At 63.9% G+C, this 21,967-nt stretch carries 21 protein-coding genes and 1 tRNA gene; 20 read left to right on the plus strand and 2 right to left on the minus strand.

What is annotated here, in order from left to right; genetic code table 11:
- Positions 1–14 precede the first annotated feature (14 nt).
- Positions 15–91 (minus strand) — tRNA-Asp (locus IVA78_RS08975).
- A 160-nt stretch (positions 92–251) separates the two neighbouring features.
- A complete protein-coding gene (locus tag IVA78_RS08980) occupies positions 252–455 on the minus strand; it encodes a hypothetical protein (protein ID WP_247277155.1) in 204 nt (67 codons plus the stop codon).
- A gap of 427 nt (positions 456–882) precedes the next feature.
- Here IVA78_RS08980 and IVA78_RS08985 point away from each other — a divergent pair, with 427 nt between their 5' ends.
- The 20 genes from IVA78_RS08985 (at position 883) to IVA78_RS09080 (ending at position 21,958) form a co-directional block, all read left to right on the plus strand.
- Positions 883–3,138 carry a TonB-dependent siderophore receptor gene (locus tag IVA78_RS08985; RefSeq protein ID WP_247277190.1) on the plus strand — a complete coding sequence of 752 codons (2,256 nt, stop codon included), beginning with the start codon at positions 883–885 and terminating at the stop codon, positions 3,136–3,138.
- A 448-nt stretch (positions 3,139–3,586) separates the two neighbouring features.
- Positions 3,587–3,952, plus strand: a complete 366-nt coding sequence (locus tag IVA78_RS08990; protein ID WP_008136158.1) for an NADH-quinone oxidoreductase subunit A — start codon at positions 3,587–3,589, stop codon at positions 3,950–3,952.
- Positions 3,943–4,530 carry an NADH-quinone oxidoreductase subunit B gene (locus IVA78_RS08995; protein ID WP_247277156.1) on the plus strand — a complete coding sequence of 196 codons (588 nt, stop codon included), beginning with the start codon at positions 3,943–3,945 and terminating at the stop codon, positions 4,528–4,530. The genes IVA78_RS08990 and IVA78_RS08995 overlap by 10 nt, the downstream gene beginning before the upstream one ends.
- A gap of 11 nt (positions 4,531–4,541) precedes the next feature.
- Entirely contained in the window at positions 4,542–5,156 is a 615-nt protein-coding gene (locus IVA78_RS09000; RefSeq protein WP_247277157.1) for an NADH-quinone oxidoreductase subunit C, read from the plus strand.
- A 2-nt stretch (positions 5,157–5,158) separates the two neighbouring features.
- Complete coding sequence (locus IVA78_RS09005) at positions 5,159–6,355, plus strand: NADH-quinone oxidoreductase subunit D (RefSeq protein ID WP_247277158.1); 1,197 nt, start codon at positions 5,159–5,161, stop codon at positions 6,353–6,355.
- Positions 6,355–7,347, plus strand: coding sequence for an FkbM family methyltransferase (locus IVA78_RS09010; RefSeq protein ID WP_247277159.1), 993 nt, complete (start codon positions 6,355–6,357; stop codon positions 7,345–7,347). Before IVA78_RS09005 ends, IVA78_RS09010 begins: the two co-directional genes overlap by 1 nt.
- A 12-nt stretch (positions 7,348–7,359) precedes the next feature.
- Positions 7,360–7,971, plus strand: coding sequence for an NADH-quinone oxidoreductase subunit NuoE (gene nuoE / locus IVA78_RS09015; protein WP_247277160.1), 612 nt, complete (start codon positions 7,360–7,362; stop codon positions 7,969–7,971).
- Positions 7,971–8,177 carry a hypothetical protein gene (locus IVA78_RS09020; RefSeq protein ID WP_247277161.1) on the plus strand — a complete coding sequence of 69 codons (207 nt, stop codon included), beginning with the start codon at positions 7,971–7,973 and terminating at the stop codon, positions 8,175–8,177. The genes nuoE and IVA78_RS09020 overlap by 1 nt, the downstream gene beginning before the upstream one ends.
- 15 nt (positions 8,178–8,192) lie before the next feature.
- Positions 8,193–9,518 carry an NADH-quinone oxidoreductase subunit NuoF gene (gene nuoF, locus IVA78_RS09025; protein ID WP_247277162.1) on the plus strand — a complete coding sequence of 442 codons (1,326 nt, stop codon included), beginning with the start codon at positions 8,193–8,195 and terminating at the stop codon, positions 9,516–9,518.
- 4 nt (positions 9,519–9,522) lie between these two features.
- Positions 9,523–9,774: a hypothetical protein gene (locus tag IVA78_RS09030; RefSeq protein WP_247277163.1), complete on the plus strand. Its 252-nt coding sequence runs from the start codon at positions 9,523–9,525 to the stop codon at positions 9,772–9,774.
- Between the two features lie 14 nt (positions 9,775–9,788).
- Positions 9,789–11,864, plus strand: a complete 2,076-nt coding sequence (gene nuoG, locus IVA78_RS09035; RefSeq protein ID WP_247277164.1) for an NADH-quinone oxidoreductase subunit NuoG — start codon at positions 9,789–9,791, stop codon at positions 11,862–11,864.
- Positions 11,865–11,874: 10 nt separating this feature from the next.
- A complete protein-coding gene (nuoH, locus tag IVA78_RS09040) occupies positions 11,875–12,942 on the plus strand; it encodes an NADH-quinone oxidoreductase subunit NuoH (RefSeq protein WP_247277165.1) in 1,068 nt (355 codons plus the stop codon).
- Positions 12,943–12,956: 14 nt separating this feature from the next.
- Positions 12,957–13,445, plus strand: a complete 489-nt coding sequence (nuoI, locus tag IVA78_RS09045; RefSeq protein ID WP_026202312.1) for an NADH-quinone oxidoreductase subunit NuoI — start codon at positions 12,957–12,959, stop codon at positions 13,443–13,445.
- A 9-nt stretch (positions 13,446–13,454) separates the two neighbouring features.
- Complete coding sequence (locus IVA78_RS09050) at positions 13,455–14,093, plus strand: NADH-quinone oxidoreductase subunit J (RefSeq protein WP_247277166.1); 639 nt, start codon at positions 13,455–13,457, stop codon at positions 14,091–14,093.
- Positions 14,090–14,398 (plus strand): NADH-quinone oxidoreductase subunit NuoK, encoded by a 309-nt coding sequence (gene nuoK / locus IVA78_RS09055; protein WP_008547737.1) that lies wholly within the window; start codon positions 14,090–14,092, stop codon positions 14,396–14,398. Before IVA78_RS09050 ends, nuoK begins: the two co-directional genes overlap by 4 nt.
- An 8-nt stretch (positions 14,399–14,406) precedes the next feature.
- Positions 14,407–16,512 (plus strand): NADH-quinone oxidoreductase subunit L, encoded by a 2,106-nt coding sequence (nuoL, locus tag IVA78_RS09060; protein WP_247277167.1) that lies wholly within the window; start codon positions 14,407–14,409, stop codon positions 16,510–16,512.
- Complete coding sequence (locus IVA78_RS09065) at positions 16,513–18,021, plus strand: NADH-quinone oxidoreductase subunit M (protein ID WP_247277168.1); 1,509 nt, start codon at positions 16,513–16,515, stop codon at positions 18,019–18,021.
- A gap of 22 nt (positions 18,022–18,043) precedes the next feature.
- A complete protein-coding gene (nuoN, locus tag IVA78_RS09070; protein WP_247277169.1) occupies positions 18,044–19,480 on the plus strand; it encodes an NADH-quinone oxidoreductase subunit NuoN in 1,437 nt (478 codons plus the stop codon).
- A 1-nt stretch (position 19,481) separates the two neighbouring features.
- Positions 19,482–20,288: a biotin--[acetyl-CoA-carboxylase] ligase gene (locus IVA78_RS09075; protein ID WP_247277170.1), complete on the plus strand. Its 807-nt coding sequence runs from the start codon at positions 19,482–19,484 to the stop codon at positions 20,286–20,288.
- Entirely contained in the window at positions 20,288–21,958 is a 1,671-nt protein-coding gene (locus tag IVA78_RS09080) for a ribonuclease J (protein ID WP_247465028.1), read from the plus strand. The genes IVA78_RS09075 and IVA78_RS09080 overlap by 1 nt, the downstream gene beginning before the upstream one ends.
- The last annotated feature ends 9 nt before the right edge of the window (positions 21,959–21,967 follow it).

Below are 21,967 nucleotides of genomic sequence, written 5' to 3' on the forward strand. Positions count from 1 at the left end.
AGCCATTGAAATAATGGCGCGAGAGACGGGGCTCGAACCCGCGACCTCCGGCGTGACAGGCCGGCGCTCTAACCAACTGAGCTACTCCCGCGTGGCGCGCTGAACGCGTGCGGAACGTGGGGGGACTTAAAGGGGGGACATGGTGAAGTCAAGGACGTTGCGCTCCGCCGGTGCATCTCGGTTAAGCATTGCTCTGGAAAACGAAAATGGCCGCCCGGCGGCGGCCATTGGTCAGCCCGGTCAAGTGCGTCTCAGCGAATCTGCGACGCGCCCGCGCTGGTCACCACCACCGGCTTGCCGGCCTTGATGATTTGGGTGGACTGGGCAGTCTGGCTGTAATCGGCATGGGTGCGGGCTGCAATCCCGAACCCGGCCACCGCAATGCCGGCAACCAGCGCCACCACCACGATCTTCAGGTGGGTCGCGCGATCAGCAGAGTGAATTGAGTGGTTCATCTGAGCCTCCCGACGGACTTTGCCGTCGTCTATGGGCTCCTCTTCTAGGCACTCTCTGTTTCCGGATGGTTTCGCGGGTTCCGCAAAATGGTTTCATCCCCCGCGCGCATGATGCGATCGTCGGCGCGCAGCAACGCAATCGGCGCCTGCTGGATCATTTGAGCGAAGCCGTTCCACGCACTGCTGCGGCAGATTGATCAACTCACGGCGACCGCCGCCGAGATGCTCGAGAACGGGAAGAATTCGCGCTGAGATCTCCGGTTTTCAAGATATTGAAGTGCTTCTAAGAATTTTTCTAAGAAGCTTTCAATTAGGCAATTCGCGCGCCCTCCCATAAGCGTCCTCCTAAGCGCATGTCGCCGCGGGGACTGGCGGCATGATGCATCAAAACATGCAGCTTTGGGGTGGCGCGTTGAATAGTCTTGGAATGCTGCGGTCGGCCGTGTTGGCGACCGCATCCGCTTGGGTTTTGGTGCCGCAGGCATCGCCCGCACAAGCATCGGCGCAGAGTGGCGCGCAGAACATTCCGTCGGTGACGGTCACGGCGCCTGAAGCGCGCCGCCGCGCCGCGGCGACCCCTCAGCGCCGTGCGCCGCGCTCGTCGGTGCAGACCGCCAACAGGAACAAGCCGCAGCCGCAGCGCAATGTCGGCGTGGTCGAAACGCCGCTCGGTCCGGTGAACGGCTACGTCGCCGGCCGCAGCTCGTCGGGCACCAAGACCAACACGCCGATCATAGAGACGCCGCAGTCGGTCTCCGTGATCGGTGCCGAGCAGATCCGCGACCAGAAGCCGAACAAGCTCGACGAGGTCCTGCGCTACACCGCCGGCGTGCGCGCCGGGACCTTTGGGACGGATACCCGCAACGATTGGTGGCTAATCCGCGGCTTTAAGTCCGAGGACATCGGACTGTTCCTCGACGGCATGCAGCTGTTCTACACGTCCTATGCCAGCTGGAAGCTCCAGACGCCCAACATGGAGCGCGTCGAGGTGCTGCGCGGTCCGTCAGCCGTGCTGTATGGCGGATCGAGCCCGAGCGGCATCGTCAACGTCATCAGCAAGATGCCGCCTGCCGAGCCGATCCGCTACATCGAGGCCGGCTTCAACAATTTCGGCAACGCCTATGTCCGCTTCGATTTGGGCGGACCGGTCGCCACCAGCCCTGAGAACGGCAAGCTGTTCGCCCGCGTGCTCGGCCAGGTCCAGAATGGCGGCACGCAGGTCAACTTCACGCCCGACAACAACTACTTCATCGCCCCGTCGGTCACCTGGAAGCCGGATGCCGACACGACCTTGACGGTGCTGGCCTCGGCTTCGAAGCAGGACACCCGCGGCATCAACTTCCTGCCTTACCAGGGCACAGTGACCAGCGCCTCGTTCGGCAAGATTCCCACCAGCTTCTTCATCGGCGATCCCAGCGTCGACAAGTTCACGCGCGAGCAGGAGATGCTCGGCTATCAGTTCGAGCGCAATCTCACCGACGACCTGACATTCCGTCAGAACGCCCGCTTTGCACATGTGGACATCACATACCGCGGCTATGTCGGCAACGGTTGGGCCGACGTCAACACGGCCACTCTCAATCGGTACAATTGGTATGCGAAGAACACGGCCAATCAGGCCAATCTCGACAACCAGCTTGAGTACCGTTTCAACACCGGCCCAGTCGGGCACACCATGCTGTTCGGGGTCGATCTGAGGGGCTACCAGATCGACGACTATCAGGCCTTCGGGTTCGGCGTGCCCGCGATCAACGTCTTCAATCCCGTTTATGGGGCGGCCCAGGTTCCATTACCGAGCGCTCCGTTCCGGAACTTCCTGATCACGCAGAAGCAGGCCGGCACTTATCTCCAGGACCAGATGAAACTCGGCAACTTCACGCTGGTGCTGAGTGGCCGCAATGACTGGGTCGAGACCACGCAGGACGCCCGCGACACGGGCGTCATGGTCGCCAGCCGCGACGACAGCAGGTTCAGCGGCCGCGCCGGGCTGATTTATAATTTCGACAACGGCATCGCGCCCTACGTCTCCTATTCGACGAGCTACAATCCCATCATCGGCCTCAACGCCCAGAACCAGCTGTTTCTGCCGGAGACCGGCAAGCAGGCCGAAATCGGCGTGAAGGTCGCGCCAAAAGGCTTCGACGGCTATTTCACGGTCTCAGCTTTCGATCTGGTCCGTCAAAATGTCGCGACGACGTTGCCGGGCAGTGTGCCGGTGCTGCAGAACCAGACCGGCGAGGTGACCTCGCGCGGCATCGAGCTCGAAGCGGTGGCCAATGCCACAAGGGAGCTGAAGCTGATCGGCGCCTTCACGGCCTATCATATCTTCAACAGCAAGGATCTCGATCCGGCGCTGGTCGGCAAGACGCCGACCAACACGCCTGAACTCCTGGTCTCGGGGTGGGCCGACTACACGTTCAAGGACGGACCGTTGGAAGGATTCGGGTTCGGCGGCGGTGTGCGCTACGTCGGCTCCTCCTGGGCCGATACTGCCAACACTCTCGAGGTACCCGCGGTGGTGCTCGGCGATCTCGCGGTCCACTACGAATGGCAGAACTGGCGGACGGCGCTCAACGTGATCAACGTGACCGACAAGATGTACGTCGCGAGCTGCGCGTCGGCCACGTCCTGCTTCTACGGCGACCGCCGGCGCGTGACCGCCAGCGTCTCCTACAAGTGGTAGGCGCGGGCGAGCGGCGGCAATCGTGAAGGCGCGCACGGCCAGGCTCTGGTCCGCGGTCCACACCTGAACCAGCCTGATCTCGACCGTTTTCTGCTGCTCTGCCCGACCGGCCTGCCGCTCTATCGCCAGGCCTCGGGGGCGGTGGGAGCCCCTGTCCTGATTGTAATCTGGACTTTGCTGCGCCTCGGCCTAGATTAAGGTGCGCCTTCCCAATTAGTGGCCGTCACGGCCGAGCGCGCCTGGACTGATCGGGGATCGCCCTTGCTGGGTCGGCTGATCTGCTCCATACCAGCGCGGGGTGATTCCGGGATTTCCACCGTTCTGGGAGCGGCAAAGGGCCTGAAAAGAGCGTGTCTTGCGCCCATTGGTGCACTGCGCTAAGGCTCAGAATAATTCCAAATCGGACGAATCCGTGGCTGTCCCGAGGCTGCGGGAAAAAGGGCTCGTCATGAGCGGCATTCTACAGAACTATCTTCCACTCGTCGTCTTTATAGGGGTAGCGGGCCTCATCGGCCTCGTGCTGCTGATCGCGCCCTTCATCGTGGCGTTTCAGCAGCCGGACCCGGAAAAGCTGTCGGCGTATGAGTGCGGTTTCAACGCCTTCGACGACGCCCGCATGAAGTTCGACGTCCGCTTCTATCTGGTCGCCATCCTCTTCATCATCTTCGACCTCGAGGTGGCGTTCCTGTTTCCCTGGGCGGTGGCGTTCGGCAAGCTTGGCGCGACCGGCTTCTGGTCCATGGTGGTGTTCCTGGCCGTGCTGACGGTCGGGTTCGCCTATGAATGGAAGAAGGGAGCACTCGAATGGGATTGAACCCTGCATCGTCCACGGGTCCGGTTGTTGCGCCGGCCTCCAAGGGCATACTGGATCCGTCGACCGGCAAGCCGGTCGGGGCCAATGATCCGTTCTTCCTTGAGGTCAATTCCGAACTGTCCGACAAGGGCTTCTTCGTGGCCGCGACCGACGACCTCATCACCTGGGCGCGCACCGGCTCCTTGATGTGGATGACCTTCGGTCTCGCATGCTGCGCGGTCGAGATGATGCAAGTCTCGATGCCGCGTTACGACGTCGAGCGCTTCGGCTTCGCGCCGCGCGCCTCGCCGCGCCAGTCCGACGTGATGATCGTCGCCGGCACCCTGACCAACAAGATGGCCCCGGCGCTGCGCAAGGTCTACGACCAGATGCCCGAGCCGCGCTACGTCATCTCGATGGGCTCCTGCGCCAACGGCGGGGGGTACTACCACTATTCCTACTCGGTCGTGCGCGGCTGCGACCGCATCGTGCCGATCGACATCTACGTGCCGGGCTGCCCGCCCACGGCGGAAGCGCTGCTCTATGGCGTGCTGCTGCTTCAAAAGAAGATTCGCCGCACCGGCACCATCGAACGCTAAGGTTTTACGTCATGGACGACGCCAAGCTCGACGCCCTGGGGCAGACGATCGTTAGCGCGCTGCCGGGCGCCGCCACCGGTCACGCGGTGGCCTTCAACCAGCTCACGGTGGACGTCGACGCGAGCAAGATTGTCGAGGTGGTCAAGTACCTCCGTGACGATCCGAACTGCCGCTTCGTCAACTTCACCGACATCACGGCGGTGGACTATCCGGATCGCGAGAAGCGCTTCGACGTGATCTATCACTTCCTGTCGCCGACGCTGAACACGCGGATCCGGCTCAGGGCCCAGGCCGACGAGACCACCCAGGTGCCCTCGCTGATCGATGTGTTCCCTGGCGCCGACTGGTTCGAGCGTGAGGCCTATGACCTCTACGGCGTGATCTTCGTCGGCCATCCCGACATGCGCCGCATCCTCACCGATTACGGTTTCGAGGGGCATCCGCTGCGCAAGGATTTCCCGCTCACCGGCTTCGTCGAGGTCCGCTACGACGACCAGGAGAAGCGCGTGGTCTACGAGCCTGTCAGGCTCAACCAGGAATTCCGCAAGTTCGATTTTCTCTCGCCGTGGGAGGGGGCGGACTATCCGGTCCTTCCGGGCGACGAAAAAGCGGGGCCGAAGGTCTGATCATGAACGAGCAACCGCAAAATCTCCGCAACTTCACCATCAATTTTGGACCGCAGCATCCCGCGGCCCATGGCGTGTTGCGTCTTGTGCTCGAATTGGACGGCGAAGTTGTCGAACGCGTCGATCCCCATATCGGCCTTCTTCACCGCGGCACCGAGAAGCTGATCGAGCAGAAGACCTACCTGCAGGCGATCCCTTATTTTGACCGGCTCGACTACGTCGCGCCGATGAACCAGGAGCACGCGTTCTGCCTCGCTGCCGAAAAGCTGCTCGGCATCGAGGTGCCGCGCCGCGGCCAGCTGATCCGCGTGCTCTATTGCGAGATCGGCCGCATCCTGTCGCATCTGCTCAACGTCACCACGCAGGCCATGGATGTCGGCGCGCTGACCCCGCCGCTGTGGGGTTTCGAAGAGCGCGAGAAGCTGATGGTGTTCTACGAGCGCGCTTCGGGCAGCCGCATGCATGCCGCCTATTTCCGCGTCGGCGGCGTGCACCAGGACCTGCCGCAGAAGCTGGTCGACGACATCGAGGCCTGGTGCGATCCGTTCCTGAAAGTGGTGGACGACCTCGATCGCCTGCTCACCGCCAACCGCATCTTCAAGCAGCGCAACGTCGACATCGGCGTCGTGCCGCTCAAGGAAGCCTGGGAGTGGGGCTTTTCGGGCGTGATGGTGCGCGGCTCGGGTGCAGCCTGGGACCTGCGCAAGTCGCAGCCCTATGAATGCTACGCCGAGATGGATTTCGACATTCCAATCGGCAAGAACGGCGACTGCTACGATCGCTACCTGATCCGCATGGAAGAGATGCGCCAGTCCGTGCGCATCATGAAGCAGTGCATCCAGAAGCTGAACGCGCCCGATGGCAAGGGGCCCATCGTCGTCGCCGACAACAAGGTCGCGCCGCCGCGCCGCGGCGAGATGAAGCGCTCGATGGAAGCGCTGATCCACCACTTCAAGCTCTACACCGAAGGCGTCCACGTGCCGGCCGGCGAAGTCTATGCTGCGGTCGAGGCGCCGAAGGGCGAGTTCGGCGTCTATCTCGTCTCCGACGGCACCAACAAGCCCTACAAGTGCAAGATCCGCGCGCCGGGCTTTGCCCATCTCCAGGCCATGGACCACATCTGCCGCGGCCATCTGCTCGCCGACGTCTCGGCCATCCTCGGCTCCCTCGACATCGTGTTCGGAGAGGTCGATCGGTGATGGCGCAGGCGCCAATTCAGTTTGACCGTGCCTCGGGGGCCCTTGAAGGGGCCAACCTGTGGGAGCGGACGGCTGCCTTGGCGCTAGTTACAGGATCGAAGATCTCGTCGCACTTTTCGCATATGGGCTACATCGCCTGCGCGAACCTGCTGCGGAAGACGCTGCCCGAGCGCAACATCGCGATCAGGCTCAATCCCGACGCGGTATTCGAATTTCCTTACGGCGACGGTTATTGGAGCAAGCTGCTCAACCGCTCCTACAATTACGAGGACGAGCTCGAGCTGTTGTTTTCCGACTCCGTCGACGTCGACTACACGCTGCTCGATTGCGGCGCCAATTACGGCTACTGGTCGGTGCTGGTGTCGAGCAGGCCGTTCGGTTCGCACAAGGCGATCGCGATCGAGCCGTCGGGCCAGAACTATCCGAAGCTCGCCAACAACGCCCGCGTCAACGGCAACCGCTTCGAGACGATGAAGTGCGCGATCGGCGCAGCCCGCGGCACCGCGCGGCTATCCGGCACCAAGCACGAGGCCTTCAGCATCGCCGGCAATCCCTCCGCGGGCGGCGAGGAGGTGCCTGTCATCGCGCTCGACGACCTGATCGACGATGGCAAGGTTGCCGCCGCTGGCAAGTACCTGATCAAGCTCGACGTCGAGGGCGTCGAGATCGAGGCGATCAAGGGCGGGGCCCGGCTGCTCCAGGCCGACAGCGTCATCATGTGCGAGGAGCACGGCAGCGACCGCTCCCATGCCGTGTCGCGCTACATCCTCGAACAGACCCCGCTGAAGCTGATCGTGTTCGATCCGCGCAGCAACCGGATGGAGACCGTGACCGAGCTGTCGATCCTCGACCGCATCAAGGTCTCGACCCACGTCGGCTACAACGTTTTCGGCACCGCGAGCGCATTCTGGCAGGACAGGATCGAAGCCCTGAATGCCAAGAACCTGAACGCCAAGAACCCGAATGCCAAGACCGCGCGCCGCATGCAATGAGAGATTGAAGCCATGTCCGTTCGCCGATTAGCACCGAAGGAAGTCCAGCCCGCGAGCTTTGCGTTCACGGCGGAGAACCTCGCATTCGCCAGGCAGCAGATCGCGAAATATCCGGCCGGACGCCAGGCCTCCGCTGTCATCGCCATCCTCTGGCGCGCGCAGGAGCAGAACGAGGGCTGGGTCTCGGAAGCCGCAATCCGCGTGATCGCCGACATGCTCGACATGCCCTATATCCGCGTGCTGGAAGTCGCGACCTTCTACACGATGTTCCAGCTCGCGCCGGTCGGCAAGAAGGCCCACGTCCAGGTTTGCGGCACCACGCCGTGCCGCCTGCGCGGTGCCGAGGATCTAATCCATGTGTGCGAGCACCGCATCCATCACGAGCCCTTCCATCTGTCCAAGGACGGCAATTTCAGCTGGGAAGAGGTGGAGTGCCTGGGGGCCTGCGTGAACGCGCCGATGGTGCTGATCGGTAAGGACACCTATGAGGACCTGACCAAGGAGAGCTTCGGCAAGGTGCTCGACGGTTTTGCTTCGGGCAATCCGCCCAAGCCGGGTCCGCAGAACGGCCGCCAGTTCTCGGCGCCGATCACCGGGCCGACCACGCTGAAGGAGGTCACCTGATGCGTGATCTCTCGTCGCGTTCAGTGCAGGGGAGCGGTGCCGTGAAGAAGTGGGGCTTCATCGCCATGCACGCCGCCGTGGCGGCCGTGTTCATCTTCCTGCTGCAGCGTTTCAGCCTGAACGCATCGCTGGAATCCAGCCTGCTCTGGGCGCTGACGTTTGGCGTCTGCGCCGCCGGACTTGCCTACAAGCAGTCCAATCGTTGATCGGAAAGCACTGAAATGCTCGAGGACAAGGACCGCATCTTCAAGAACCTCTACGGCCTCCACGATTGGGGGCTCGAGGGCGCGCGGCGCCGCGGCGCCTGGGATGGCACCAAGGCCATCGTCGATAAGGGCCGCGACTGGATCATCAACGAGATGAAGGCCTCGGGGCTCCGCGGCCGCGGCGGCGCCGGCTTTCCCACCGGCCTGAAATGGTCGTTCATGCCGAAGGAATCGACCGACGGCCGGCCGAGCTATCTCGTCGTCAATGCCGACGAATCCGAGCCCGGCACCTGCAAGGACCGCGAGATCATGCGGCATGATCCGCACCTGTTGGTCGAGGGCTGCCTGATCGCAAGCTTCGCGATGAATGCGCATGCCTGCTACATCTACGTCCGCGGCGAGTTCATCCGCGAGCGCGAACGTCTCCAGGCCGCGATCGACCAGGCCTATGAGGCCAAGCTGGTCGGCAAGGACAATGTCAACGGCTGGCCGTTCGACATCTATGTCGCGCACGGCGCCGGGGCCTATATCTGCGGCGAGGAGACCGCGCTGCTCGAAAGCCTCGAGGGCAAGAAGGGCCAGCCACGGCTGAAGCCGCCGTTCCCGGCCAATGTCGGTCTGTTCGGCTGCCCGACCACCGTCAACAACGTCGAGTCGATCGCCGTCGCGCCGGACATTCTGCGCCGTGGCGCGGCCTGGTTCGCCGGCATCGGCCGTCCGAACAATGTCGGCACCAAACTCTTCTGCATCTCCGGCCATGTCGAGCGGCCCTGCAACGTCGAAGAGGCCATGGGCATTCCGTTCCGTGAGCTGATCGACAAGCATTGCGGCGGCATCCGCGGCGGCTGGGACAATCTCAAGGCCGTGATCCCCGGCGGCTCGTCGGTGCGCATGGTGCCGGCCGAGCAGATCATCGACACGCCGATGGATTTCGACAGCTTGAGCAAGCTGCGCTCGGGCCTCGGCACCGCGGCCGTGATCGTGATGGACAAGTCGACCGATTTGATCCGTGCGATCGCTCGCATCTCCTATTTCTACAAGCATGAGAGCTGTGGCCAGTGCACGCCGTGCCGCGAGGGCACGGGGTGGATGTGGCGCGTGCTGACCCGCATGGCCGAGGGCCGTGCGCATAAGCGCGAGATCGACATGCTGCTGGAGGTGACGAAGCAGGTCGAGGGCCACACCATCTGCGCGCTCGGCGATGCGGCGGCCTGGCCGATCCAGGGCCTTATCGCGCATTTCCGTCACGAGATCGAAGCGCGCATCGACCAGTATTCCCACAAGGCCGATGTCGACGATATCGGCGTCCGCGATCCCGTGCACATGGTCGCGGCGGAGTAGGGCGATGACCGACCAGCCGGACAACATCGTGCTCGTTTATCTTCGTCGGATCGACGAAAAGCTCGATCGCGTGTCCGCGGATGTGAGCGATCTGAAGACCCGCGTCACCAACGTTGAAGAGAGAATGGGCCACATTGATTTGAGGCTGGCGCAGGTCGAGATCGCCATTGCGGGCATCGACCCACGGATCGATCGCGTTGAAGAACGGCTGGACCGTATCGAGCGGCGTCTCGATCTGGTCGATCAGCCGCACTGAGAAAGACTTAAGGTATGACCAAGCTCATCATCGACGGCAAAGAGATCGATGTCCCCGCCGAATATACGCTGCTTCAGGCGTGTGAGGCCGCGGGCGCCGAGATTCCGCGCTTCTGCTATCACGAGCGGCTGTCGATCGCCGGCAATTGCCGGATGTGCCTCGTCGAAGTGAAGGGCGGCCCGAAGCCGGTCGCGAGCTGCGCCTGGGGCGTGCGCGACTGCCGTCCGGGCCCCAAGGGCGAGCCGCCGGAGATTTCGACGCGTTCGCCGATGGTGAAGAAGGCGCGCGAAGGCGTGATGGAATTCCTTCTCATCAACCATCCGCTGGATTGCCCGATCTGCGACCAGGGCGGCGAGTGCGACCTCCAGGACCAGGCGATGGGCTATGGTGTCGACACCAGCCGCTTTGCCGAGAACAAGCGCGCGGTCGAGGACAAATATCTCGGCGCGCTGGTCAAGACCTCGATGAACCGCTGCATCCAGTGCACGCGCTGCGTCCGCTTCTCGGCGGAAGTGGCCGGCGCCCCTGAGATGGGCGCGACCGGGCGCGGCGAGGACATGGAGATCACGACCTATCTCGAGCATGCGCTGACGTCGGAATTGCAGGGCAATCTCGTCGACATCTGCCCGGTCGGCGCGCTGACTTCCAAGCCTTATGCGTTTGCGGCGCGTCCCTGGGAGCTCGGCAAGACCCAGTCGATTGACGTGATGGACGGCCTGGGATCGGCGATCCGCGTCGACACCCGCGGCCGCGAGGTGATGCGTATCCTGCCGCGCATCAACGAGGCCGTGAACGAGGAGTGGATCTCCGACAAGACGCGCCACGTCGTCGACGGTTTGCGCACCCAGCGCCTCGACCGGCCCTATATCCGCGAAGCCGGCAAGCTGCGCGCGGCGAGCTGGCCCGAGGCCTTCGCCGCCATCGCCGCCAAGGCGGCGCGCACCGACGGCAAGCGCATCGGCGCGATCGCCGGCGACCTCGCCGGCGTCGAGGAGATGTTCGCGCTAAAGGATCTGCTCGCCAAGTATGGCTCGACCAATCTGGCGGTGCAGGGCGGCGACGCCTTCGATCCCGCGCTCGGCCGCGGCGCCTACATCTTCAACCCGACGCTGGCAGGCGTGGAGCAGGCCGACGCGCTGCTCATCATCGGCGCCAATCCTCGGAAAGAGGCGGTGGTGTTCAACGCCCGCATCCGCAAGCGCTGGCGCGCCGGCGGCTTCAAGGTCGGCCTGATCGGCCCCAAGGCTGACCTGACCTATCACTACGACCATCTCGGCGCGGGCACCGAGACGCTCAGTGATCTGGCGGCCGGCAAGCACTCCTTCATGGAGGTGCTGAAGGACGCCAAGACGCCGATCATCCTGGTCGGCGCGGGCGCGGCCTCGCGTCACGACGGCGCCGCCATTCTCGCCGCGAGCGCCAAGCTCGCGCTCGACGTTGGCGCGGTGAAGGACGGCTGGAACGGCTTTGGCGTGCTGCACGAGACCGCCTCGCGCGTCGGTGCGCTCGACATCGGCTTCTCCGCCACGGCGGGCGGGCTCAACGCGGCGCAGATGACCACGTTCGGAACGCTTGACCTGCTATTCCTGCTCGGCGCAGACGAGATCAAGGCGCCGGACGGCACCTTCGTCGTCTATATCGGCACCCATGGCGACCGCGGCGCGCATCGCGCCGACGTCATCCTGCCGGCCGCCGCCTACACCGAGAAGTCGGCGATCTATGTCAACACCGAAGGTCGGGTGCAGATGACTGGCCGCGCCGCGTTCCCGCCGGGCGAAGCTCGCGAGGACTGGGCGATCATTCGTGCGCTGTCGGAAGCGCTCGGCAAGAAGCTCGGCTATGACTCGCTCGCGCAGCTTCGCCAGGCTATCTTCAAGGCCGTGCCGCATCTGATCCGTCTCGACCAGATCGAGGCCGGTTCCGCCGACCAGATCAAGAAGCTGGCGGGGAAGGGCGGCTCGCCCGAGAAGGCGCCGTTCAAGCCGCTGGTCGAGGACTTCTACCTGACCAACCCAATCGCGCGTGCGTCCGCCGTGATGGCAGAATGTTCGCGCCTCGCCTCCGGGCACATGCTGACCGCAGCGGAGTGAGCGTGATCTGATGGAATTCTTCGAAAGCGCATTCTGGACCGGTTTCCTCTGGCCATTGATCATCATGGTCGCCGAGAGCGTGCTGGTGCTTGTTGTCCTCTTGGTCGCGATCGCCTATATCCTGCTCGCCGACCGCAAGATCTGGGCGGCGGTGCAGATCCGGCGCGGCCCGAACGTGGTCGGACCCTGGGGCCTGCTCCAGTCCTTCGCGGACTTGCTCAAGTTCGTGCTGAAGGAGCCGATCATCCCTGCCGGCGCCAACAAGGGCGTATTCCTGCTGGCACCGCTGGTCTCCTGCGTGCTCGCGCTCGCCGCCTGGGCCGTGATCCCGACCAATCTCGGCTGGGTGATCTCCGACATCAATGTCGGCATCCTTTTCATCTTCGCGATCTCGTCGCTATCGATCTACGGCATCATTATGGCCGGCTGGTCGTCGAACTCGAAATACCCGTTCCTGGCCGCGCTGCGCTCGGCGGCGCAGATGGTGTCGTACGAGGTCTCGATCGGCTTCGTCATCATCACGGTGCTGCTCTGCGCCGGCACGCTGAACCTGTCGGCCGTGGTCGAGGCTCAGCATGCGCGCGGCCTTGCCAGCCTGATCGGGCTGCCGCAGCTCACCATCCTGAACTGGTACGTCTGGCCGCTGTTCCCGATGTTCGTGGTGTTCTACGTCTCGGCGCTGGCAGAAACCAACCGTCCGCCCTTCGACCTCGTCGAAGCCGAATCCGAGCTCGTCGCGGGCTTCATGGTCGAATACGGCTCGACGCCGTACCTCTTGTTCATGCTCGGCGAGTATGTCGCGATCGTCACGATGTGCGCGATGGCGACGATCCTGTTCCTCGGAGGCTGGCTGCCGCCGGTCGACCTGCCGCCCTTCAACTGGGTGCCGGGGATCATCTGGTTCTCCCTGAAACTATTCTTCATGTTCTTCCTGTTCGCGATGGCCAAGGCGATCGTGCCGCGCTACCGCTACGATCAACTGATGCGTCTCGGCTGGAAGGTGTTCCTGCCGATCTCGCTGGCGATGGTGATCGTGGTGGCCGGCGTGCTGCATTTCGCCGGCATCGCGCCGAAGTGAGGGCCGTCATGGGTATCAACGTCAACGCCACTGCACGCTCGCTTCTGCTGTCGGAATTCGTCTCGGCGTTCTTCCTCGCCATGCGCTATTTCTTCCAGCCGAAGCCGACGCTGAACTACCCGTTCGAGAAGGGCCCGATCTCGCCGCGCTTCCGCGGCGAGCATGCGCTGCGCCGCTATCCGAACGGCGAAGAACGCTGCATCGCCTGCAAGCTGTGCGAAGCGGTCTGCCCGGCGCAGGCCATCACCATCGAGGCCGGCCCGCGCCGCAACGACGGCACCCGCCGCACCGTGCGCTACGACATCGACATGGTGAAGTGCATCTATTGTGGCCTCTGCCAGGAGGCCTGTCCGGTCGACGCCATCGTCGAAGGTCCGAACTTTGAGTTCGCGACCGAGACCCGCGAGGAGCTGTTCTATGACAAGGCCAAGCTGCTCGCCAATGGCGACCGCTGGGAACGCGAGATCGCGAAAGCGATCGAGCTCGACGCGCCGTACCGGTGAGATGAGAGTATGATCCTTCCCGCGCTGTTCTTCTATCTGTTCGCCAGCGTCTGCGTCGCGTCGGCGGTGATGGTGATTGTGTCGCGCAATCCCGTGCACTCCGTGCTGTACCTGATCCTGGCCTTCGTCAACGCCTCCGGTCTGTTCGTGCTGATGGGTGCCGAATTCCTGGCGATGATCCTGATCGTCGTCTATGTCGGCGCCGTCGCGGTGCTGTTCCTGTTCGTGATCATGATGCTCGACGTCGACTTCCTCGAGCTGCGCGAGGGCTTCATCGAGTACTTGCCTGTCGGCCTCGTGGTCGGCGGCATCTTCCTGTTCGAGCTGCTGCTCACCGTCGGCTTCTGGGTCATCAATCCGAGCGTCAGCAAGACGATCACGGCGGCGATCCCGGCCAATGTCAGCAACACCGAGGCGCTCGGTCTCGTGCTCTATACGAAGTACATCCACTACTTCCAGCTCTCGGGCATGGTGCTGCTGGTCGCCATGATCGGCGCCATCGTGCTGACGCTGCGTCACAAGGCGAGCGTGAAGCGGCAGGACATCAACGTTCAGAACGCGCGCACGCCGGAAATGGCGATGGCGATGCGCAAGGTGGCGCCGGGGCAGGGGCTTTCGGATGCCGACGCGGCGGAGTGGGTGAAATGACGATCGGGCTCGGACACTATCTGGCGGTCGGCGCGATCCTGTTCACGCTCGGCATCCTCGGCATCTTCCTGAACCGCAAGAACATCATCGTCATCCTGATGTCGATCGAGCTGATCCTGCTCTCGGTCAACATCAACCTCGTGGCGTTCTCGACCTTCCTCGGCGACATCGTCGGCCAGGTCTTCGCGCTTTTGGTGCTGACCGTCGCCGCCGCCGAAGCCGCGATCGGTCTCGCCATCCTGGTGGTCTATTTCCGCAACCGCGGCTCGATCGCGGTTGAGGACGTCAATCTGATGAAGGGCTGAGCTCTCAAATGGTTCAGGCAATCGTTTTCCTGCCTCTGCTGGGCGCCATTCTGGCTGGCCTGATCGCGCTCGTGGGCGCGCACGCCCGCAACCCCTCGGGTGACGAGGTCGAGCATCACGGGGACCACGGCCACGGCGCGCACGCCCATGCGTCCGATACGATCAACGAGGATGCGTCCGTCATCCACGAAACCCATCACGAGCCCGGCGACGGACATGACGATCATGGCCACGGCCCGACTGAGCCGCCGGCCGCGGGCTCGCGCGGCGCCGAGCTGATCACGACCGCGCTCTTGTTTGTGTCGGCGGCCTTGTCCTGGATGACGCTGGTCGATGTCGGTTTCATGCACCACGACGCGCGCATCCAGCTGCTGCCCTGGATCTTCTCCGGCGACCTCCAGGTCTGGTGGACGCTGCGGGTCGACACGCTGACGGCCGTGATGCTGGTGGTGGTGACCACCGTGTCCTCGCTCGTGCACCTCTATTCCATCGGCTACATGGACGAGGACCCGAACCGGCCGCGCTTCTTCGGCTATCTCTCGCTGTTCACCTTCGCGATGCTGATGCTGGTGACCGCGGACAACCTCGTGCAGCTGTTCTTCGGCTGGGAAGGCGTGGGTCTGGCCAGCTATCTCCTGATCGGATTCTGGTACCAGAAGCCGTCAGCGAATGCGGCGGCGATCAAGGCCTTCGTGGTCAACCGCGTCGGCGATTTCGGCTTCGCGCTCGGCATCTTCGCGATCTTCATGCTGGTCGGCTCGACCGACTTCGAGACCATCTTCCATGCCGCACCCGGCCTGACCGGCAAGACCATCGACTTCCTCGGCTGGCACGCCGACGCGCTGACCCTGACCTGCCTGCTGCTCTTCATGGGCGCGATGGGCAAGTCGGCGCAGTTCCTGCTGCACACCTGGTTGCCGGACGCGATGGAGGGTCCGACGCCGGTCTCCGCGCTCATTCACGCCGCGACCATGGTCACTGCGGGCGTGTTCATGGTGGCGCGGCTGTCGCCGCTGTTCGAGCTCGCCCCGAACGCTCAGGCCGTCGTGATGTTCTTCGGCGCCACCACCGCGTTCTTCGCGGCGACCATCGGCCTCGTCCAGAACGACATCAAGCGCATCGTCGCCTATTCGACCTGTTCGCAGCTCGGCTACATGTTCGTGGCGATGGGAGCCGGCGCCTATTCGGTCGGCATGTTCCACCTGTTCACCCACGCCTTCTTCAAGGCGCTGCTGTTCTTGGGTTCCGGCTCGGTGATCTACGCGATGCACCACGAGCAGGACATCCGCAACATGGGCGGCCTCTGGCGCAAGATCCCTTACACCTACGCGGTGATGGTGGTCGGCACGCTGGCCCTGACCGGCTTCCCACTCACCGCCGGCTACTTCTCCAAGGATGCGATCATCGAGTCCGCCTACGCCGCGCACAACCCGTTCGGCGTCTACGGCTTCCTGATGACGGTCGCTGCCGCGGGCCTGACCTCGTTCTACTCCTGGCGCCTGATCTTCAAGACCTTCCACGGCGAACCGCATGACGAGCATCATTACGAGGCCGCGCATGAGGCTCCGATCTGGATGCTGATCCCGATCGGCGTGCTCGCGGTCGGCTCATTCGTCGCCGGCTTGCCGTTCAAGGAGCTGTTCGCCGGCCACGGCATCGAGGAGTTCTTCCGCGAATCCGTGAAGATGAACCCGCACATCATCGAGGAGATGCACCACATCCCCGAGACCATCGCCTTCCTGCCGACGGTGATGATGGTGCTGGGCTTCCTGGTGTCGTACCTGTTCTATATCCGCGCGCCCTATCTGCCGGTCGAGCTCGCGAAGACGCAGCCGATGCTGTACCAGTTCCTGCTCAACAAATGGTACTTCGACGAGCTCTACGACATCATCTTTGTCCGTCCGGCGAAGTGGATTGGTTATCAGCTCTGGAAGAAGGGCGATGGCTTCATCATCGACGGACTCGGTCCCGACGGCATCTCGGCGCGGGTCCTGGACGTCACTCGCAACGTCGTGAAGATCCAGACCGGCTATCTCTATCACTACGCATTCGCCATGCTGATCGGCGCCGCCAGCCTGATCACCTGGTTCATGTTCGGCTTTGGAGGCCAGTAAATGACAACCTGGCCCATCCTTTCGGTCACGACGTTCCTGCCGCTGGTCGGAGCGCTGATCGTCTATCTCAGCCGCGGCGATGACGAGGCGGCCAAGCGCAACTCGCGCTGGATTGCGCTCTGGACCACGCTGATCACCTTTGCGGTGTCGGTGATCCTGGTCATGCGCTTCGATCCCGCAAACCCCGACTTCCAGTTCGTCGAGAAGGCGAACTGGCTCGCCACCGGCATCACCTACCACATGGGCGTCGACGGCATTTCGCTGCCGCTCGTGATCCTGACCACCGCGATCATGCCGTTCTGCATCATTGCGAGCTGGAAGGCGGTTACGAACCGCGTCCGCGAATACATGATGGCGTTCCTGATCCTGGAAACGCTGATGATCGGCACCTTCTCGGCGCTCGATCTCGTGCTGTTCTACCTGTTCTTTGAAGGCGGCCTGATCCCGATGTTCCTGATCATCGGCGTCTGGGGCGGTCCGCGCCGGGTCTATGCGTCATTTAAGTTCTTCCTCTACACGCTGCTCGGCTCGGTCTTGATGCTGCTCGCCATCATGGCGCTGTATTGGAACGGCGGCACCACCGATATCCCGACCCTGATGCACACCGCCGTGCCGCGCTCCTTGCAGACCTGGGCGTGGCTGGCCTTCTTCGCCTCGTTCGCGGTGAAGATGCCGATGTGGCCGGTGCACACCTGGCTGCCCGACGCGCACGTCGAGGCGCCGACCGCGGGCTCGGTCGTCCTTGCCGCGATCCTCTTGAAGATGGGCGGCTACGGCTTCCTGCGCTTCTCGCTGCCGATGTTCCCGCTGGCCTCGCATGACTTCGCGCCGCTGATCTTCACGCTCTCGGCCATCGCCATCATCTACACCTCGCTGGTGGCGTTGATGCAGGAGGACATGAAGAAGCTGATCGCGTACTCGTCCGTGGCGCATATGGGCTTCGTCACAATGGGCATCTTCGCCGGCACCATGCAGGGCGTCGCCGGCGGCATGTTCCAGATGATCTCGCACGGCATCGTCTCCGGTGCGCTGTTCCTCTGCGTCGGTGTCGTCTACGACCGCCTGCACACCCGCGAGATCGCGGCCTATGGCGGCCTCGTCAACCGGATGCCGCTCTACGCGATGACCTTCATGGTCTTCACCATGGCCAATGTCGGTCTGCCCGGGACGAGCGGCTTCGTCGGCGAGTTCATGACGCTGCTCGGCACCTTCAAGGTCTCGATCCCGACCGCGTTCTTCGCCACCTTCGGCGTGATCCTGTCGGCAGGTTACGCGCTGTGGCTCTACCGCAAGGTCGTGTTCGGGGCGCTGGTCAAGCCGTCGCTGATGAGCATGAAAGATCTCACCTTGCGTGAATGCGTGACGCTGTTCCCGCTGATTGCGCTGACGATCCTGTTCGGTGTCTATCCGAAGCCGGTGCTCGACATGTCGGCCGCCTCGGTCCAGCAACTCGTCAACAACTACAACACCGCTGTGACGGCCGTGAAGGCCGCCGCACTGCTCCAGTGATCGGGCAGGTCAGGATATCGCCATGAGCTTTGAGACTGCAGGATATCAATTGGCGCCGGTGCTGCCCGAGCTCGTGCTCGCGGTCGGCGCGATGGCGCTCCTGATGCTGGGAGCCTATCGCGGGCAGGGGACGACCAAGACCGTCACCTCGCTGGCGGTGGTGCTGCTCATCGTAGTCGGCGCGCTCGTCTACATGCAGCCCGCGGGCAAGCAGGTCACTTTCGGCGGCAGCTTCATCGTCGACGATTTCGCCCGCTTCATGAAGATCCTGGCCTTGATCGGCTCGGCGGTGACACTGGTGCTCTCGACCGAGTTCCTGTCCGATCCGTCGCGGCGGATCTTCGAATATTCGATCCTGGTGCTGCTCTCGACGCTCGGCATGATGGTGCTGATCTCGGCCGGCGATCTGATCTCGCTCTATCTCGGCCTCGAATTGATGTCGCTGGCGCTCTATGTCGTGGCGGCCTCGAACCGCGACAATGCCAAGTCGACCGAAGCCGGCCTGAAGTATTTTGTGCTCGGCGCGCTGTCCTCGGGCATGCTGCTCTACGGCGCCTCGCTGGTCTATGGCTTCACCGGCACGGTCAGCTTCACCGGCATCGCATCGGCAGCGACGGTCTCGAATGTCGGCCTCGTCTTTGGCCTGGTCTTCCTGCTCGCCGGCCTCTGCTTCAAGGTCTCCGCCGTGCCGTTCCACATGTGGACGCCGGACGTATATGAAGGCGCGCCGACGCCGGTTACCGCCTTCTTCGCCTCGGCGCCGAAGGTGGCCGCGCTTGCGGTCTTCACCCGCGTCACGCTAACCGCATTCCCCGGCATCGTCTCGCAGTGGCAGCAGATCCTGGTGTTCGTGGCGATCGCCTCGATGGCGCTCGGCTCCTTCGCCGCGATCGGCCAGAGCAACATCAAGCGCCTGATGGCGTACTCTTCGATCGGCCACATGGGCTTCGCGCTGGTCGGCCTCGCCTCCGGCACGGTCGAAGGTGCGCAAGGCGTGTTGATGTACATCGTGATCTATGTCGCGATGACGCTCGGCTCGTTCTCGATCATCCTTGCCATGCGGCGCAACGGCCAGGCCGTGGAGCAGATCAGCGATTTCGCAGGTCTATCGCGGACCAATCCGCTGCTCGCCTTCATGTTCGCGATGCTGCTGTTCTCGCTCGCCGGCATCCCGCCGCTCGCCGGCTTCTTCGCGAAATGGTACGTCTTCGTCGCTGCCATCAAGGCGAACCTGTTCACGCTCGCTGTCATCGGCGTGCTGACCAGCGTCGTCGGCGCCTACTACTATCTCGCCATCGTCAAAACGATGTACTTTGACGAGCCGGCCGGCCAGGTCGATCCTGTTAGGATCGAGGTGCGGACGGTGCTGGCGGTCGCGGGCTTGTTCAACCTGCTGTTTGCGCTGTTCGCGGGGCCCGTCGTGAGCGTCGCCTCCGCCGCGGCAAAGTCGCTGTTCTAGAATGGGGTTCGCGCTCGGTCCTCGTGCACAATCGGCGGGCTACAAGCTCGCGGCCTTCGAACGGACCGGCTCGACCAATACCGACGCGATCGAGCACGCCCGCGCCGGCGAACGCGGCCCGATGTGGTTCGTCACGTCCGAGCAGACCGCCGGCCGCGGCCGGCGCCAGCGCGCCTGGATCGCGCCTCGGGGCAATCTCGCTGCCAGCATCCTCGAAGTCATGGACGTCGCCCCTGCCGTCGCCGCGACGCTCGGCTTTGCCGCCGGGCTCGCGGAGGAGACGGCGCTCGAGAAGGTCAGCCTGGAGGCGGCGCTCCGCCTCGGCGAGGGTCGTCCCCGCTATGCCCTGAAATGGCCGAACGACGTGCTTGCCGGCGGCAAGAAGCTGGTCGGCATTGCGCTCGAGGCCGAGGCCATTGGCGATCGCCTTGCTGTGGTCGTCGGCATCGGAACCAATGTCGTCGCCGCGCCCGAGGGCACGCCGACGCCGGCGGTGTCGCTGGCCGCGCTCGGTGTCCAGATCAGCGCGGAGGAGTTGTTTGCCGCCCTGTCCGACGCCTGGGTCGAGTTCCGCGGGATCTGGGACAATGGCCGCGGCTTTGCCGAGATCCGCAGGCTCTGGCTGCAACGCGCAGCCGGTCTCGGCGAGAAGGTCGCAATCCACACAGGGGCGACGACGCTGGAAGGCATTTTTGACACCATCGATGACACCGGCTGCCTGATCGTCCGCACCGCGGAGGGGCGGCGGGTGCCGGTCGCAGCGGGCGAGGTGTTCTTCGGCCCGGCCGCCTCCGTGGGAGCTGCGTGATGGCGAGGCCCGACGAACTCGTGTTTGCGCCACTCGGCGGTGTCGGCGAGATCGGCATGAACCTGTCGATCTACGGCCTCGGCAACCGCCACCAGCGCGCCTGGCTCGCGGTCGATCTCGGCGTCTCCTTCGGCGACGAGGAGCACCTGCCGGGCATCGACCTGATCATGCCGGACATCTCTTTCCTGGAGAAGGAACGCAAGAATCTGATGGGTCTGGTGCTGACCCACGCCCATGAGGATCATTTCGGCGCCATCATCGATCTCTGGCCGAAGCTGCAATGCCCGATCTACGCAACCAAGTTCAGCGCGGCGTTGTTCGAGGCCAAATGCGCCGCCGAGCGCGGTGCTCCGAACATTCCGGTGACGGTGGTCCCGTCGGGGGGCCGCGTCGATGTCGGCCCGTTCAACGTCGAGTTCATCCCGATGGCGCACTCGATTCCGGAAGCGCACGCGCTGGCGATCCACACCGAGGTCGGCATCGTGCTGCACACCGGCGACTGGAAGATCGACCCGACCCCGACGCTGGGGGCCCCGACCGACGAGAAGCGCCTGCGCGAGCTGGGCGAGGAGGGCGTGCTCGCCCTGATCGGCGATTCCACCAACGCCGTGCGCGACGGCCGCTCGCCGTCGGAGGCCGAGGTCGCCAGAACCATTATCGATCTGGTCAAGGCCGCCAAGGGCCGCGTAGCGGTGACGACGTTCGCCTCCAACGTCGCCCGCATCAAGGCCGTGGCTGAGGCTGCGAAAGCCGCCGACCGCGAGGTTGTCGTGGTCGGCCGCGCCATGGAGCGCGTGGTGCAGGTCGCGCGCGAGACCGGTTATCTCGACGGCGTGCAGAATTTCCGCTCACCCGACATTTACGGCCATCTTCCGCAGGACAAGGTGCTGGCGCTGTGCACCGGCAGTCAGGGTGAGCCGCGCGCGGCGCTAGCGCGCATCGCCAATGACGATCATCCCGAGATCACGCTCAACCGCGGCGACAGCGTCATCTTCTCCTCGCGCACCATTCCCGGCAACGAGAAAGCGGTCGGCTCGATCATCAACAATCTGGTGCTCCAGGGCGTCGAGATCATCACCGACCGCGAGCATCTGGTCCATGTCTCCGGCCATCCCCGCCGCGACGAGTTGCGCGACCTGATCTCCTGGGTGAAGCCGCAGCTCCTGATCCCCGTCCATGGCGAGGCCCTGCACCTGCACGAGCACGCAAAGCTCGCGCGCGCCGCCGGCGTGCCGCGCGTGCTGGTCTGCCGCAACGGCGACCTCGTCAAGCTCGGTCCCGGCGATCCCGGCATCATCGGCGAGGTGCCGTCGGGCCGTCTCTACAAGGACGGCACGATTTTGGAGGACTCCAAGTCCCGCGCGGTGGTCGAGCGGCGGCGCATGGCCTTTTCCGGTTGCGCCTTCGTTGCTGTCGCCATGACGGAGCAGGGCGAGCTCGCCGATGATCCCGAGATCGATCTGGTCGGAATCCCCGAGAAGAACAGGGCGGGTGAGGCCTTCGATGACATCGTCTTCGACGCCGTGGTCTCTACCATCGAGAGCCTGCCGCGGCCGCGCCGCCGCGATCCGGACGCGCTGGCTGAATCGGTACGACGCGCTGTCCGGGCCGTGATCAACGAACATTGGGGCAAAAAGCCCCCCTGTCTGGTACACGTGCTGACAGTTTGAGGAGGGGAA

Origin of the sequence: Bradyrhizobium sp. 137 (assembly GCF_023074095.1) — a bacterium.
Lineage (GTDB): Bacteria > Pseudomonadota > Alphaproteobacteria > Rhizobiales > Xanthobacteraceae > Bradyrhizobium.

Coding starts and splice junctions, on each gene's coding strand:
- IVA78_RS08980 (WP_247277155.1), bottom strand. CDS start 455: ATGAACCACTCAATTCACTCTGCTGATCGCGCGACCCACCTGAAGATC.
- IVA78_RS08985 (WP_247277190.1), top strand. CDS start 883: ATGCTGCGGTCGGCCGTGTTGGCGACCGCATCCGCTTGGGTTTTGGTG.
- IVA78_RS08990 (WP_008136158.1), top strand. CDS start 3,587: ATGAGCGGCATTCTACAGAACTATCTTCCACTCGTCGTCTTTATAGGG.
- IVA78_RS08995 (WP_247277156.1), top strand. CDS start 3,943: ATGGGATTGAACCCTGCATCGTCCACGGGTCCGGTTGTTGCGCCGGCC.
- IVA78_RS09000 (WP_247277157.1), top strand. CDS start 4,542: ATGGACGACGCCAAGCTCGACGCCCTGGGGCAGACGATCGTTAGCGCG.
- IVA78_RS09005 (WP_247277158.1), top strand. CDS start 5,159: ATGAACGAGCAACCGCAAAATCTCCGCAACTTCACCATCAATTTTGGA.
- IVA78_RS09010 (WP_247277159.1), top strand. CDS start 6,355: ATGGCGCAGGCGCCAATTCAGTTTGACCGTGCCTCGGGGGCCCTTGAA.
- nuoE (WP_247277160.1), top strand. CDS start 7,360: ATGTCCGTTCGCCGATTAGCACCGAAGGAAGTCCAGCCCGCGAGCTTT.
- IVA78_RS09020 (WP_247277161.1), top strand. CDS start 7,971: ATGCGTGATCTCTCGTCGCGTTCAGTGCAGGGGAGCGGTGCCGTGAAG.
- nuoF (WP_247277162.1), top strand. CDS start 8,193: ATGCTCGAGGACAAGGACCGCATCTTCAAGAACCTCTACGGCCTCCAC.
- IVA78_RS09030 (WP_247277163.1), top strand. CDS start 9,523: ATGACCGACCAGCCGGACAACATCGTGCTCGTTTATCTTCGTCGGATC.
- nuoG (WP_247277164.1), top strand. CDS start 9,789: ATGACCAAGCTCATCATCGACGGCAAAGAGATCGATGTCCCCGCCGAA.
- nuoH (WP_247277165.1), top strand. CDS start 11,875: ATGGAATTCTTCGAAAGCGCATTCTGGACCGGTTTCCTCTGGCCATTG.
- IVA78_RS09050 (WP_247277166.1), top strand. CDS start 13,455: ATGATCCTTCCCGCGCTGTTCTTCTATCTGTTCGCCAGCGTCTGCGTC.
- nuoK (WP_008547737.1), top strand. CDS start 14,090: ATGACGATCGGGCTCGGACACTATCTGGCGGTCGGCGCGATCCTGTTC.
- nuoL (WP_247277167.1), top strand. CDS start 14,407: ATGGTTCAGGCAATCGTTTTCCTGCCTCTGCTGGGCGCCATTCTGGCT.
- IVA78_RS09065 (WP_247277168.1), top strand. CDS start 16,513: ATGACAACCTGGCCCATCCTTTCGGTCACGACGTTCCTGCCGCTGGTC.
- nuoN (WP_247277169.1), top strand. CDS start 18,044: ATGAGCTTTGAGACTGCAGGATATCAATTGGCGCCGGTGCTGCCCGAG.
- IVA78_RS09075 (WP_247277170.1), top strand. CDS start 19,482: ATGGGGTTCGCGCTCGGTCCTCGTGCACAATCGGCGGGCTACAAGCTC.
- IVA78_RS09080 (WP_247465028.1), top strand. CDS start 20,288: ATGGCGAGGCCCGACGAACTCGTGTTTGCGCCACTCGGCGGTGTCGGC.